Raw genomic sequence first — 12,513 nt, 5'->3', positions numbered from 1 at the left:
CCCGACGGCGGCGGCCCACCTGCCAAAGGTGTGGGTGGCTCGGGCGTTCCGACCCCGTTGCGGAAGGGACCTAAGGACCTCCTCCCCACGACGGGTCCGCGGGTCCCGGCCAGGCCGGGACGTAGTCCCCTCACTCACGGCCGCGGGTGCTGCGAGCTTCAGGACAGGACTTCGACGACGGAGGTGAGCGGGATGGACCGCGGTCAACCCGACGAGACGACGGTGCGAGCGGCGGTAGCACTCGCCGGCCGCGCACCGTCGGTGCACAACTCCCAGCCATGGCGGTGGGAAGCCGGCGCGCGCAGCCTGCACCTGTACGCCGACCGCGCCCGGACACTGCCCGCGACCGACCCTCTCGGCGCCGATCTCGTCATCAGCTGCGGTGCGGCCCTGCACCACCTGCGGGTCGGGCTCGCCGCGCTCGGCTTCCGGGCGAAGGTGCACCGGTTCCCGAACCCCGCGCTGCCCGACCACCTCGCCGCGATCGAGTTCGAGCCCGTCGAGCCCAGCGAGTCGCACGTCGAGCTGGCGTCCGCGATTCCCCGCAGACGCACCGATCGCCGCGCGTTCTCGTCCTGGCCCGCGCCTGACGAGATGCTGCGGCAGCTCGTGGAGACCGCGCGGGCCGAAGGCGTGGAGGCCCACGTCGTGTCCGGGAAAGCACGGGACGAACTGCTGATCGCGATCGGCAAGGCCGCGGACATCCAGGAGGCCGATCCGGCCTACCGGGCCGAGATCCGGCAGTGGAGCGGCGTCTACCCCGGCGCGTCGGCCGGTGTCCCCGCCGCCAGCATCCCGGCCGGGTCGCACCAGTACGGCAACCTCCGGATGCGCGAGTTCGCACCGGGATCGCTGATCCAGGGCGACCGCGGTCTGCTCGGCGATGACGCCGGAACCCTCCTCGTGCTGAGCACTTCATCCGACGACGACCTCTCGCGGCTGCGTGCGGGCGAGGCGACCAGCGCGGTGCTGCTCGAAGCCACCGCCGCGGGCCTCGCGTCCTGCCCGCTCAGCCAGCCGCTCGAGGTCGCCGAGACCAGGGAACTCGTGCGCGACGAGGTCCTCGGTGGCTCCTCCTGCCCGCAGCTGGTGATCCGCGTCGGCTGGGCCGGGTTCAACGCCGACCCGCTGCCCGCCACGCCCCGTCGTCCCGTCATCGACCTGCTCCGCGACCAGGAGCAGAAGTGACCACCTACGTCCGCGAGTTCAGCACCCTCGGCAAGAACGACACCTCCATCGCCGGCGGCAAGGGCGCCAACCTCGGCGAGCTCACCCGCGCCGGCCTGCCGGTGCCGCCCGGTTTCGTCGTGACCGCCGAGGCGTTCCGCACGTCGATGAGCCAGGTTCGCGACGACGTCGCCGCCGAGCTGGTGATCGCACTCGACCGCGGCACCTCGCCTCGACGCCTGGAAGAAGCAGCTGAGCGGATGCGCGAGCTCGTGCGGAAAGCAGGTGTGTCCGACGACGTGCGGCACGCTGTCCTCGAGGCCTATCGCGACCTCGGCCAGGACGAGTCCGTGGCCGTCCGGTCGTCGGCGACCTCCGAGGACACCGCGGGCTCGTCGTTCGCGGGCATGAACAGCACGTTCACCAACACGCGCGGCGCGCACGCCCTGCTGGACCGGCTGCTCGACTGCTGGGTCTCGCTGTTCGGCACCCGATCGATCGCCTACCGCGCCGAGCAGGGCATCACCGACGAACCCGCGATCGCCGTCGTGGTCCAGAAGATGGTGAACTCCGAGCGGTCCGGGGTCATGTTCACCGCCGACCCGTCCAGCGGTGACCGCGACAGGATGCTCGTCGAGGCGTCGTTCGGGCTCGGCGAGGTGGTGGTCAGCGGATCGGTCGAGCCGGACACCTACGTGTTGCGCCGCAAGGGCGACACGGTGTCGCTTGTGGACACTCGGGTGGGCCGCAAGTCGCACAAGATCGTGCGTGGCGCGAACGGCGGCGACGAGCGGGTCGACCTCGACACCGAGGAGTCCCACGCGCGGGTGCTGACCGAGGCCGACGCCATCGCGATCGGCCAGCTGGGCCAGCGCGTGCAACGGCATTACGGCGAACCTCAGGACACCGAGTGGGCCATCGCCGACGGCAAGACGTGGCTCGTGCAGTCCCGGCCGATCACGACGCTGCCGGAGGAGGCGCCGGAGTCGTCAGGTCCGCTGGTGGCCGGCCTCGCCGCGTCTCCAGGTGTCGCTTCGGGCCGCGTCCGGGTGCTGAGCTCCCCCGACGAGGGTCACCGGTTGCGTGACGGCGAGGTCCTGGTCGCCGAGATGACCAACCCCGACTGGGTGCCGACGATGCGCCGCGCGTCCGCGGTCGTCACCGATGGTGGTGGCATCACCTGCCATGCCGCCATCGTGGCCCGTGAGCTGCGGGTGCCGTGCGTGGTGGGCACGGGGTCCGCCACCTCGCTGCTGAAGGGAGGCCGGCTCGTCACCGTCGACGGCAGCACGGGCGAGGTGCGCGCGGGCTCGGCTCCGATCACCACGGCACCGCGCATCGTCCCTCCGGTGGTGCAGGCGACCGAAGCCCTCGGCACGCGCGTGTACGTCAACCTCGCGCTACCCGAGCACGCCGTGGAGGTGGCCGCGATGCCGGTGGACGGCGTCGGGCTGCTGCGGGCGGAGTTCATGCTCACCGAAGCTCTCGGTGCCGAACACCCGCGCCGGTTCCTCGCCCAGCGCGGGCCCGACCACTTCATCGACGCCATGACGTCGTCGCTGCTGCAGATCACCCACGCGTTCGCACCCCGGCCGGTCGTCTACCGCACGACGGACTTCCGCACCAACGAGTTCCGCGAGCTCAAGGGCGGCGAGGTGTTCGAGAAGCACGAGCACAACCCGATGATCGGCTATCGCGGCTGCTACCGGTACGTCGACGACCCCATGCTCTTCAGCCTCGAGCTTCAAGTTCTCGCACGCGTGCGGGAGCAGACGCCGAACCTGCACCTGATGATCCCGTTCGTGCGCACCAAGTGGGAACTGGACGCCTGTCTGGAGCAGATCGACCGCAGCCCGCTCGGTCACCACCGCGGCCTGCACCGGTGGGTCATGGCCGAGGTTCCCTCGGTGGCGTACTGGATTCCCGAGTACGCGCGCGCCGGCATCGACGGCGTTTCCATCGGCAGCAACGATCTCACTCAGCTGATGCTCGGCGTGGATCGCGACTCCGAGCTGTGCGCGGACCTGTTCGACGAGTCCGACCCCGCCGTGCTCGACATGATCGGCCGCATCGTCGGCGCCGCGCGTGACGCCGGCATCACCTCGTCGTTGTGCGGGCAGGCACCGTCCAACAAGCCCGAGTTCGCGGAGAAGCTCGTCGAGTTCGGCATCACCTCGATCTCGGTCAACGCCGACGCGGTTCCTGCGGTACGAGCCGCGATCGGGTCGGCCGAACGGCGCCTGTTGCTGAGGCAGAGTCGATAGTCCCTGTTCTTTCGAGACGCCTTTGAGGACGCTGAAGCACGGCGGCGGCGCGCGAGGCGCAGATTGTCACGATCGAACCGAACCGCGCGCTGCCGTCCCCAGGGCAGCCGGCGTCCCGCCAGCGGTGAGCACAAAGGCTCTGCCCCGCCGCTGGGCCGAGCCACGATGGTGTCGGTATGACTGAGATCCTCGTCGCCTACGCGACCAAAATGGGTGCTACCAGGGAAATCGCCGAAGCGATCGCCGCACGGATCGGCTCGGCCGCGCACGAGGTGACGGTGCTGGACGCCGCGGACGTCGACTCCGTCGAGCCGTACCAGGCTGTCGTGCTGGGCAGCGCGCTCTACGCCGGCCGGTGGCGGAAGGACGCTGTGAAGCTGTTGACCCGAAACGAGGAGCTGCTGCGGACCCGGCCGCTGTGGCTGTTCCACAGCGGTCCGCTCGGGAGTCGTCTGTCGCCGCAGCAGGCGCCGCGCAAGGTGCGTGAGCTCGCCGCGCGGGTCGGTGCGGAGGAGCCGTTCACCTTCGGTGGCAGGCTCACGCCGGAGACCGCGGTCGGCTTCTTCGCCAGGAGGATGGCGCGGGGTTCGATGGCGGGTGACTTCCGGGACTGGGACGAGATCGGCCGCTGGGCGGGCGCGATCGCCCAGCGGTTGGTCGAGGCTCGGTGACCGAGTCCGACGGCGCCGTGACGTCCCGGTCGAGTCGGGACCAAGGGCCGCGTACGGGCACGACCTCCCCGAGAAGACTCGACGTGACAGAACATCTTGGGAGGTAACGATGTCCGCTGTTCACGCTCCTGCCCGCACCCGGACGGACACCGGTGCGGCGGCCCTCGCGGTGCTGCGCGTCGCGACCGGGTTGTTGTTCCTGTGGGCGTTCTTCGACAAGGCGTTCGGTCTCGGCTATGCCACGCAGCCCAAGAACGCCTGGTTCTCCGGCGGTTCACCCACGAAGGGTTTTCTCAGCCGCGTCGACGTCGGGCCGTTCGAGTCGGTGTTCCACGACATCGCCGGCGCATGGTGGGCCGACGTGCTCTTCATGGCAGGCCTGTTCGGGATCGGGGTGGCGCTGGTGCTCGGCATCGGCCTGCGGATCGCGGCTGCCGGCGGTGCGGTCATGATGCTTCTCATGTGGGCCGCCGAATGGCCGCCCGCGCGGCACACCGCGACCGGTGAGGCGACGATGTCGACCAACCCCGTCATCGACTACCACATCGTGTACGCCCTGGTGCTGATCGTGCTCGCGGCGACCACTTCGAGCGCTGTCTGGAGCCTGGCACGCTGGTGGAACGACCTGCGGGTCGTGAAGGCCAACCCCTGGCTGCGGTGACGAATCGGACCAGTGGGTGCCGCGTTCGGCGACGCGGCACCCATCGGCCTCAACGTCCCGTCCAGTCCGGCGCGGTCAGCTCCCACTCGAGCTTCCACCAGCGCAGCCGGATTCGCATGTGCAGGAACCTGACCACGCCGTAGAACAGAGTCATCACACCGGTCAGCACGCTCCACAGCAAAAACGCGATCATGAACGCGCCGACCACCGCTCCCTCATGGGTCATCGGCGGGTCGACGGCCTCACCGCCCCGGTCTGTCCAGATCCGCACGGTGGCGCCGGACCGCATCTCGTACGCGGCGGGCACGACGCCCTTGTGCACCGAGCCGTCGGGCAGTCGCCAGGTCGCGGTCGCCGGCGTCTTCTCCACCGTCCCGTCGCTGTGCCCCCGCATCTCCGGGGTGTCCTCGACGAGAACGGCGTCGACCTGTGTCCTGCTCGCGTGCTCCGCGTCGACCCGCGCCTCGTACCCCGTGTAGGTCTCGGAACCCACCGCACCGGCGACGGGGACGGCGAGCAGAGCCACCGCGACGCCCAACGCGAGTACGGCGCCTTCGATCCGGTCGCCGTACGTGGCGAGCGGGTTGCGGCCGGGGAAGACCCTGCGGACTAGCCGGGACATCGGGTGCGCGGTCATGGTCCACCTCCGTCACCCAGGCTCCCCGGTGGACGCGGCGGTCCAAAAGGGACCTTGGTCATGTCACCGATGGGCCGCTGGTCTCGCCTTGACGACCAGCTGGGCGGCGTGATCGGGCACTTCTCGCTGCAGGGCGCGGTCCGTGCGCTGGTAGCCGCTCGACGGCGGCCGGACCGGCAGCTCGATCCTCGGCGCGGTGACCTCGCGGTAGTCGACGGTGCTGAGCAGGTGGGCGATCATGTTGATCCGCGCGCGGCGTTTGTCGTCGCCTTCGACCACGTACCACGGGGATTCGGCGATGTCGGTGTGCACCATCATCTCGTCCTTCGCGCGGGAGTAGTCCTCCCAGCGCGTCAACGACTCCAGGTCCATCGGGGACAGCTTCCAGCGCTTGAGCGGGTCGTCGAGCCGTTTGCGGAACCGGCGTTCCTGCTCGGCGTCGCTGACCGAGAACCAGTACTTGCGCAGCAGCAGACCGTCTTCCACGAGCATCCGTTCGAAGACAGGGCATTGCCGCAGGAACAACCGGTGTTCCTCCGGCGTGCAGTAACCCATCACGCGTTCGACGCCCGCGCGGTTGTACCAGCTGCGGTCCAGCAGCACGATCTCGCCCGCCGCCGGCAGATGTGCCACGTAGCGCTGGAAGTACCACTGGGTGCGTTCGCGTTCGCTCGGCGCGGGTAGGGCGACGATCCGGGCGACGCGCGGGTTCAGGTGCTCGGTGATCCGCTTGATCGCCGAGCCCTTCCCCGCCGCGTCCCTGCCCTCGAACGCCACCACCAGCCGGGCGCCGGTGGCCTTCACCCACTCCTGCAGCTTCACCAGTTCCGTCTGCAACCGCAGGAGTTCCTGCTCGTACGCTTCGCGTTTCAGCCCGCCCATGTGCGTTGCCGCCACTTCTCCAGCTCCACGACGACGTACGCCGCCGCACTCAGGATGAGGACGACCAGCCACGGCTGCCACCCGAGCGGCGCGGTGTGGAACAGCGAGTTCATGAACGGCACGTAGGTCAGCAGCAGTTGCAGGCCCGCGGTGAGCGCGACGCCGACGAGCAACCACCGGTTCGGTCCGGTGCCGGGTCGCCACTTCTCCAGCGATCGGCAGTTGGCCAGGTAGGCGATCTGGGCGCCGACGAAGACGTTCACGGCGACCGTGCGCGCGACCTCCAGCGTGGCGCCGGAGGAGAGCTGCCAGCGGAACGCGCCGAACGAGCACGCGAGCAGGATCGCGGAGACGAACACGATCCGGCCGACCAACCTCCGGGTCAGCAGCGGTAGTGACGGCGGCAGGGGTGGCCGTTTCATCACGTCCGCCTCGCGCGGCTCGAACGCCAGCGTCAGTCCCAACGCGACGGCGGTGGTCATGTTGATCCACAGGATCTGCACCGGCAGGATCGGCAGCGCCGCGCCGAGCAGGATCGCCGTGAGGATCACGAGGCCTTCCGCCATGTTCGTGGGAAGCGTCCAGATGATGAACTTGCGCAGGTTGTCGAAGACCGCGCGGCCTTCCTCGACGGCGGCGCGGATCGAGGCGAAGTTGTCGTCGGTGAGCACCATGTCGGCGGCTTGCTTGGCCACCTCGGTGCCGCCTTTGCCCATCGCCACACCGATGTCGGCCCTGCGCAACGCAGGAGCGTCGTTCACGCCATCCCCGGTCATCGCGACGACGTCTCCCCCGGCCTGGATCTCCTCGACCAGCCTCAGTTTCTCCTCGGGGGCGACGCGGGCGTGGACGGACGAGATGCCGAACTCGGCCGCGATCGTGCGTGCGGTGGCCGGGTGGTCTCCGGTGATCATCCTGACCTCGATGCCCGCGGCCTGGCAGGCCCGCACGGCCTCGATCGCCTCGGGGCGCGCCGGATCGCTCATCGCGACCACGCCGAGGAACTCCACGGAGCCGTGAAGGCCCTCCTCGCTCAGCTCTACGCCCGCCGCGCGGCCGATCGCCAGCACTCGCAGGCCCGCGTGCGCCAGTTCTTCGGCCTCGGGGCTGTGGCGGAGGCCGGCGAGAGCGAGAACCCGCTCGACCGCTCCCTTGACGTAGACGACGCCGTTGCTGTGCCGGGTGGCCATGAACAGCCGCTCCGAGCTGAACGGCAGGGTGTCCACGCGCTCCGGCACGTTGGCGGCGTCCAGCCCGGCTTTGCGCGCCGCCACGACGAGTGCGGCCTCGGTCGGGTCGCCCACGGGGAGCCAGCGGCCGTCGTCCTCGACGATGCGCGCGTCGTTGCAGGCCAAGCCCGCCAGCAGGCACTCGCGCAGTGCCGGAGTCACCGCGGGCGCCACGGTTCCGGACGGGTCGTAGCCGATGCCGGACAGCTCGAACCGTTCTCCCGCGACGATCACCGTGCCGACGGTCATCGCGTTGGCGGTGAGGGTTCCGGTCTTGTCGGTGCAGATGACGGTGGTGCTGCCCAGCGTTTCGACGGCGGGCAGCCTGCGGATGATCGCGTTGCGGCGAGCCATCCGCGCGACCCCGATCGCCAGCGTCACGGTGACCGCGGCGGGCAGGCCTTCCGGGATCGCGCCGACCGCGAGCGCGACCGCGGCGGTGACCATCTCGGCGAACGGTTCGCCGCGCAGCACGCCGACCACGACGCTCACGGCCGCGAGCCCGAGGATCACGACGGTGAGAACTTGGCTGAACCTCGCGAGCTTGCGGGTCAGCGGTGTCTCGACGGTGGCCGTCGTGCCGACCAGCCGGTGCACGCGGCCGATCTCGGTGTCCGCGCCGGTCGCCACCACGACGCCGCGCCCGCCGCCCGCGGTCACGAGCGTGCCGGAGTACGCCATGTTGGCGCGGTCGGCCAGTGCGGTGTCCGAGGGCAGCGCCAGCGGGTTCTTCGCCACCGGCAGGGACTCGCCGGTCAACGCCGACTCGTCGACGCGCAGCTCGCTGGTGCCGACGAGCCTCAGATCGGCACCCACCTGATCGCCGGCCTCGAGCAGGACGACGTCTCCCGGCACGAGCTCGGTGGACGGCACCCGCGCCGGCAGCCCGTCGCGCACCACCGTCACCTCGGTGCGCACCATCGACGCCAACGCGTCCAGAGCCCGTTCGGCGCGTGCCTCCTGGACGAACCCGATGATCGCGTTGATCACGACCACGCCGAACACCACCGAGGCGTCGACGACCTCACCGAGCGCCGCGGTGATCGCGGCGGCGACCAGCAACACGTAGATCAACGGATGGTGGAACTGCCCGAGCAGCCGCACCACCCAGCCCGGCCCGCGCCGGGCGGGCAGCTCGTTCGGACCGAGCTCGGCCAGACGTCGCCGCCACTGCCCCACGGACAGTCCGGTGTGCTCGTCCGTCTCCGCGATGAGCACCACCTCCGCGACCGGCAGGCCGTGGTGGGCGACGTCCTCGCGCTCCGCCGTGCTCAGCGGCATGACCCGCTCGCAACGTCGATCTCGCCGCGCAAGGCCTTCACGACGTGACCTCAGCGGGGGCGCGGTCGGTCACCGGGATCACGACGATCGGGGCGTGCGCGTGCCGGACGACGTGCATGCTGGTCGAACCGAGCACCATCTGCCGGATCCGGTGGTCGGTGTGCGAGGCGACGACCAGCATCACGGCACCCTGCGACGCGGCCTCCAGCACCTCGGCGGCGTCACCGCGCAGGCTGCGCCGCACGATCTCCGGCAGGTCGGCGCGGCCATCGCCAACGCGCCGCACCGCCTGCTCGATCAGCTGTTCCGACGCACCGATCTCGCGCTGGGCCGAGGTTTCCGTCCAGTCGACCAGCGCCTCGTACTGCCAGGCGTTGACGACGTGCAACGGGCAGCCGCGCACGACCGCCTCGTCCAGCGCCCACGCCAGCGCGCGGTCTGATGCCGGTGTGCCGTCGATGCCGACGACGATCGGGTCTGACTTGCTCATCGCGTTCTCCTTGTCTTGTGGTCAGCTGGTCCGCAGCCGGCGCAGGAACGGGTCGGACTGGTGCGCAGGAGTGACTCGCACGCGCGCGTCCACGACCAGACAGCCGTTTTCCGTCACCACGAGCGGGTTGATGTCGAGTTCGGCGACTTCCGGCAGCGCGGTGGCGAGTCCGGCCACGCGCAGCAGGACGTCGCGCACCGCCACCGCGTCCACTTCGGACAGCGCGCGTCCGGCCGCGCGGAAGCCGTGCACGAGGTCGTCCGCGTCCGCTGTGGACAGTGGCGCGAGCGCGGCGGCACGGTCGTCGACGACGTCGGTGTCCACGCCGCCGAGCCCGGTGACCACCAGCGGCCCGAACTTGTCGTCCGTCGCGATGCCCACCAGCAGCTCGCGTCCACCCGCCGCCATCGGTTGCACGAACACGCCGCGCAACCGGTCGCCGAAGCACTCCTGGAAGCCGCGGAAGGACGCCGCCACCGCACCCGCGTCCGCGACGCCGAGCTCGACACCGCCGCCTTTGCTCTTGTGCAGCAAGTCGTCCGCGATTGCTTTGAGCGCCACCGGCCCGCCGTAGGCCTGCTGGGCGGCGATCGCGTGTTCCTCGGTCGTGGTCAGGGTTCCGCCGAGCACCGGCAACCCGAACGCCTTCAGCAGCTTCACCACCTCGTCCGGCGACAACCAGCCGTCCGCACGACGTGCCACGATGCCCCGCGCGGCGTCCAGGTCGATCCTGTCCAGCCGCGCGAACTCCGCCGGCCTGGCGAGCCAGTCCGCGCGTTCCACGAGCCGGGCGAGTGCCGCGGCGGCCCGTGCTGGTTCGGCGTAGCAGGGAACGTCGCCGTCGAGTCGTGCGGTCTGGCCGGTGCGGACCGCGAGGAGAGGCTTGTCCTCCAAGCGGTGCACGCCGGCGGTCGGGTCGCCGAGCGCGGTCGGCACGGTCACGGTGATCACCGCGTCCACGGACGGGTCCGCCGCGAGGACGTCCAGGCAGCGGGCGAAGCTCTGCTCGCCGACCACGGCCGTCGTGTCGATCGGGTTGCCCGTGCCGGCGGTGCCCGGAAGCAGCTTTCCCAACGCCCGCGAGGTTTCCGCGGACAGTTCGGCCATGCGCAGGCCTTCTCGCACGCACGCGTCCGCAGCCAGCACACCGAGCCCGCCCGCGTTGCTCAGCACGGCCACGGACCGGCCGCGCGGGAGCGGTTGCCGGCTCAACGCCATCAGCGCGTCGGTCAGTTCTGGCACGCTGTCGACCGCGATCACACCCGCCTGCCGGAACAACGCGTCCCTGATCACCGACGGAGTGGCGGTCGAGGCGGTGTGCGAGACCGCGGCGCGTTGACCGGCTTCGCTGGTGGCGGCGCGGATCGCGAGCACCGGCTTGGTCCTCGCGACCTGGCGGGCGAGCCGGGAGAACTTGCGCGGGTTGCCGAAGGACTCCAGGTACAGCACGGCGAACCGGGTGTCCGGGTCCTGGCTCCACCACATCAGCAGGTCGTTGCTGCTGATGTCGAGCTTGTCGCCGGTGGAGACCAGGTTCGACAAGCCCAGTCCCAGCCGTCCCAGCTCCTCCCGCACCGCGATCGCGACGCCGCCGGACTGGGTGACCAGGCCGATGTCCCCCGCGAGCGTGGCGCCCGCCGCGAAGGTGGCGTTCATCCGCACCGCGGGCGAACTCGTCGACACACCAAGACAATTGGGTCCGACCAGGCGCATCCCGTGCTTGCGGACGACCTCGCGCAGAGCACCGGACTCCACGCCCGAGGAGATCACGACCAGAGCGCGCGTTCCCCGACGGCCGCACTCCTCGGCGACCGCGGGTATCGCCTTCGCCGGCACGCACAGGACGGCGAGTTCGGGTGCCTCGGGCAGTTCCTCGATCGAGGCGTAGCAGTCGACGCCCGCCACCGACTTCGCGTGCGGGTTGACCGCGTACAGGTCGCCGGTGAAGTTGCCGTCGGCCAGGTTGCGCAGCACCGCGTGGCCGACGGAGTCCGCTGATCGTCCCGCGCCCACCACGGCGATGGAGCCGGGGCGCAGCACGTGGGTGAGGCTGGCGGCGTCGGCGACCGACTCGCGGGCGCTGACGGCGTCGAGGTAGTGCTCGGCGGGCTCCAGCACGAGCTCGACGTACATGACCTCGCCGTCGGGCACGATTCCGACGACGAAGCCCATGTCGGTGAACACCCGCAGCATCCGGCCGTTGATCGTGAGCACCTCGGCGGTGAAGCGGCGCACGCCCCGTGAGCGGGCCAGCGAAGCCAGGTGTTCCAGCAGGAGCGTGCCCAGGCCGCGGGTCTGCTCGGCGTGCGACACGACGAGCGCGACCTCGGCGAAGTCCGTCTCGCGCACGACCACGTAGCTGGCCGCGCCGAGCAGCCGTTCACCGCGGAACGCCCCCATCACCACGTGGCGCGGCTCGTCCGGCGACACCATGCGCTCGACGAAGTCCTGGAGCTGGCGTGGCGAGGTGCTGAAGAACCTGAGGTAGCGGTCCTCCACCGGAAGCGTCCGGTGCAGCTCCAGCAGCGCGGACACGTCTCCGGGACCCAGCTCGCGCACGGTCACCGCGGAACCGTCGGTGAGCAGCGCCACGGCGGTCATCGCGACGGTCCCGGTTCGCGGATCACGACGACCGGGCAGGCGGCGTGGCGAACGCAGTAGGCGCTGACCGAACCGAGGATCGCCTCGACGATCGCGCTGTGGCCGCGGTTGCCGACCACGAGCAGCTCGGCGTCCTGCGACGCCTTGACGAGCGCGTCCTTCGGGTCGCCCTCGACCAGGATCCGCCGGAGCTCCACGCCCTCGAAGCCCTGCGTCGCGGCGTCCAGCGCCTGGTGCGCCGCGGACTCCAGCGCCTGAGGTGACATCCGCATCATGACCTCGGCGGGCAGCGGACCGATCATCACCCCGGAGTCCGGGTGCCACGCCGAGATCACGTCGACCGGGCACCCCCGGCGCCGGGCGTCCTCCACGGCCCACCGCAGTGCCGCCCGCGCGGCCGCTGATCCGTCGACGCCGACCACGACGGGCCGGGATTCGTTCTCGCTCATGCACTTCAGCCTCGCGGTCGGGGCCGCGGGCGTTGAGTGGCCGCGGTCCCGCACCGCTCGGGACCTTCGTCCCCGGCCCAGGCGCTGTCCTGCGAGTTCGTTCGGTGAGAGGCGCGAGCGAGGGACCCGGAGGCGGTGCCGTCTCCGGGTCCCTCGGCTGCCACTGTCGCGGACGAGACTC

At 70.7% G+C, this 12,513-nt stretch carries 10 protein-coding genes; 4 read left to right on the top strand and 6 right to left on the bottom strand.

Going from position 1 to position 12,513, the window contains the following annotated elements:
- Window positions 1-192: 192 nt before the first annotated feature.
- The 4 genes from AB0M24_RS02620 to AB0M24_RS02605 all read left to right on the top strand — a co-directional run bounded on the left by AB0M24_RS02620 (window position 193) and on the right by AB0M24_RS02605 (window position 4,763).
- Window positions 193-1,188, top strand: coding sequence for a nitroreductase family protein (locus AB0M24_RS02620; RefSeq protein ID WP_363759933.1), 996 nt, complete (start codon window positions 193-195; stop codon window positions 1,186-1,188).
- The gene (gene ppsA / locus AB0M24_RS02615) at window positions 1,185-3,431 is read left to right on the top strand and encodes a phosphoenolpyruvate synthase (RefSeq protein ID WP_363759930.1); all 2,247 of its coding nucleotides are present in this window, start codon (window positions 1,185-1,187) and stop codon (window positions 3,429-3,431) included. Before AB0M24_RS02620 ends, ppsA begins: the two co-directional genes overlap by 4 nt.
- 176 nt (window positions 3,432-3,607) lie before the next feature.
- Window positions 3,608-4,102 (top strand): flavodoxin domain-containing protein, encoded by a 495-nt coding sequence (locus tag AB0M24_RS02610; RefSeq protein WP_363759927.1) that lies wholly within the window; start codon window positions 3,608-3,610, stop codon window positions 4,100-4,102.
- A 109-nt stretch (window positions 4,103-4,211) separates the two neighbouring features.
- Entirely contained in the window at window positions 4,212-4,763 is a 552-nt protein-coding gene (locus AB0M24_RS02605; RefSeq protein ID WP_363759924.1) for a DoxX family membrane protein, read from the top strand.
- A gap of 49 nt (window positions 4,764-4,812) precedes the next feature.
- Here AB0M24_RS02605 and AB0M24_RS02600 read toward each other — a convergent pair whose 3' ends face one another.
- The 6 genes from AB0M24_RS02600 to AB0M24_RS02575 form a co-directional block, all read right to left on the bottom strand.
- Complete coding sequence (locus AB0M24_RS02600) at window positions 4,813-5,400, bottom strand: hypothetical protein (RefSeq protein WP_363759922.1); 588 nt, start codon at window positions 5,398-5,400, stop codon at window positions 4,813-4,815.
- 63 nt (window positions 5,401-5,463) lie between these two features.
- The gene (gene ppk2 / locus AB0M24_RS02595; RefSeq protein ID WP_363761550.1) at window positions 5,464-6,282 is read right to left on the bottom strand and encodes a polyphosphate kinase 2; all 819 of its coding nucleotides are present in this window, start codon (window positions 6,280-6,282) and stop codon (window positions 5,464-5,466) included.
- Window positions 6,270-8,792: an HAD-IC family P-type ATPase gene (locus tag AB0M24_RS02590; RefSeq protein ID WP_363759919.1), complete on the bottom strand. Its 2,523-nt coding sequence runs from the start codon at window positions 8,790-8,792 to the stop codon at window positions 6,270-6,272. The genes ppk2 and AB0M24_RS02590 overlap by 13 nt, the downstream gene beginning before the upstream one ends.
- A 37-nt stretch (window positions 8,793-8,829) precedes the next feature.
- Window positions 8,830-9,282: a universal stress protein gene (locus tag AB0M24_RS02585; protein ID WP_363759916.1), complete on the bottom strand. Its 453-nt coding sequence runs from the start codon at window positions 9,280-9,282 to the stop codon at window positions 8,830-8,832.
- A gap of 21 nt (window positions 9,283-9,303) precedes the next feature.
- A complete protein-coding gene (locus AB0M24_RS02580) occupies window positions 9,304-11,883 on the bottom strand; it encodes a GNAT family N-acetyltransferase (protein ID WP_363759913.1) in 2,580 nt (859 codons plus the stop codon).
- Window positions 11,880-12,332 (bottom strand): universal stress protein, encoded by a 453-nt coding sequence (locus AB0M24_RS02575; RefSeq protein ID WP_363759910.1) that lies wholly within the window; start codon window positions 12,330-12,332, stop codon window positions 11,880-11,882. The genes AB0M24_RS02580 and AB0M24_RS02575 overlap by 4 nt, the downstream gene beginning before the upstream one ends.
- Between the last annotated feature and the right edge of the window lie 181 nt (window positions 12,333-12,513).

Origin of the sequence: Lentzea sp. NPDC051838 (assembly GCF_040681245.1) — a bacterium.
Classification (GTDB): Bacteria; Actinomycetota; Actinomycetes; order Mycobacteriales; family Pseudonocardiaceae; genus Lentzea.
Note: the sequence above shows the minus strand (reverse complement) of the source record. Positions and strands in the feature narration are given on the sequence as shown.

Excerpts from the sequence above, each read along its gene's own strand:
- AB0M24_RS02610 (WP_363759927.1), top strand. The coding sequence starts at position 3,608 with ATGACTGAGATCCTCGTCGCCTACGCGACCAAAATGGGTGCTACCAGG.
- AB0M24_RS02585 (WP_363759916.1), bottom strand. The coding sequence starts at position 9,282 with ATGAGCAAGTCAGACCCGATCGTCGTCGGCATCGACGGCACACCGGCA.
- AB0M24_RS02605 (WP_363759924.1), top strand. The coding sequence starts at position 4,212 with ATGTCCGCTGTTCACGCTCCTGCCCGCACCCGGACGGACACCGGTGCG.
- AB0M24_RS02575 (WP_363759910.1), bottom strand. The coding sequence starts at position 12,332 with ATGAGCGAGAACGAATCCCGGCCCGTCGTGGTCGGCGTCGACGGATCA.
- AB0M24_RS02590 (WP_363759919.1), bottom strand. The coding sequence starts at position 8,792 with ATGCCGCTGAGCACGGCGGAGCGCGAGGACGTCGCCCACCACGGCCTG.
- AB0M24_RS02600 (WP_363759922.1), bottom strand. The coding sequence starts at position 5,400 with ATGACCGCGCACCCGATGTCCCGGCTAGTCCGCAGGGTCTTCCCCGGC.
- AB0M24_RS02580 (WP_363759913.1), bottom strand. The coding sequence starts at position 11,883 with ATGACCGCCGTGGCGCTGCTCACCGACGGTTCCGCGGTGACCGTGCGC.
- ppk2 (WP_363761550.1), bottom strand. The coding sequence starts at position 6,282 with ATGGGCGGGCTGAAACGCGAAGCGTACGAGCAGGAACTCCTGCGGTTG.
- AB0M24_RS02620 (WP_363759933.1), top strand. The coding sequence starts at position 193 with ATGGACCGCGGTCAACCCGACGAGACGACGGTGCGAGCGGCGGTAGCA.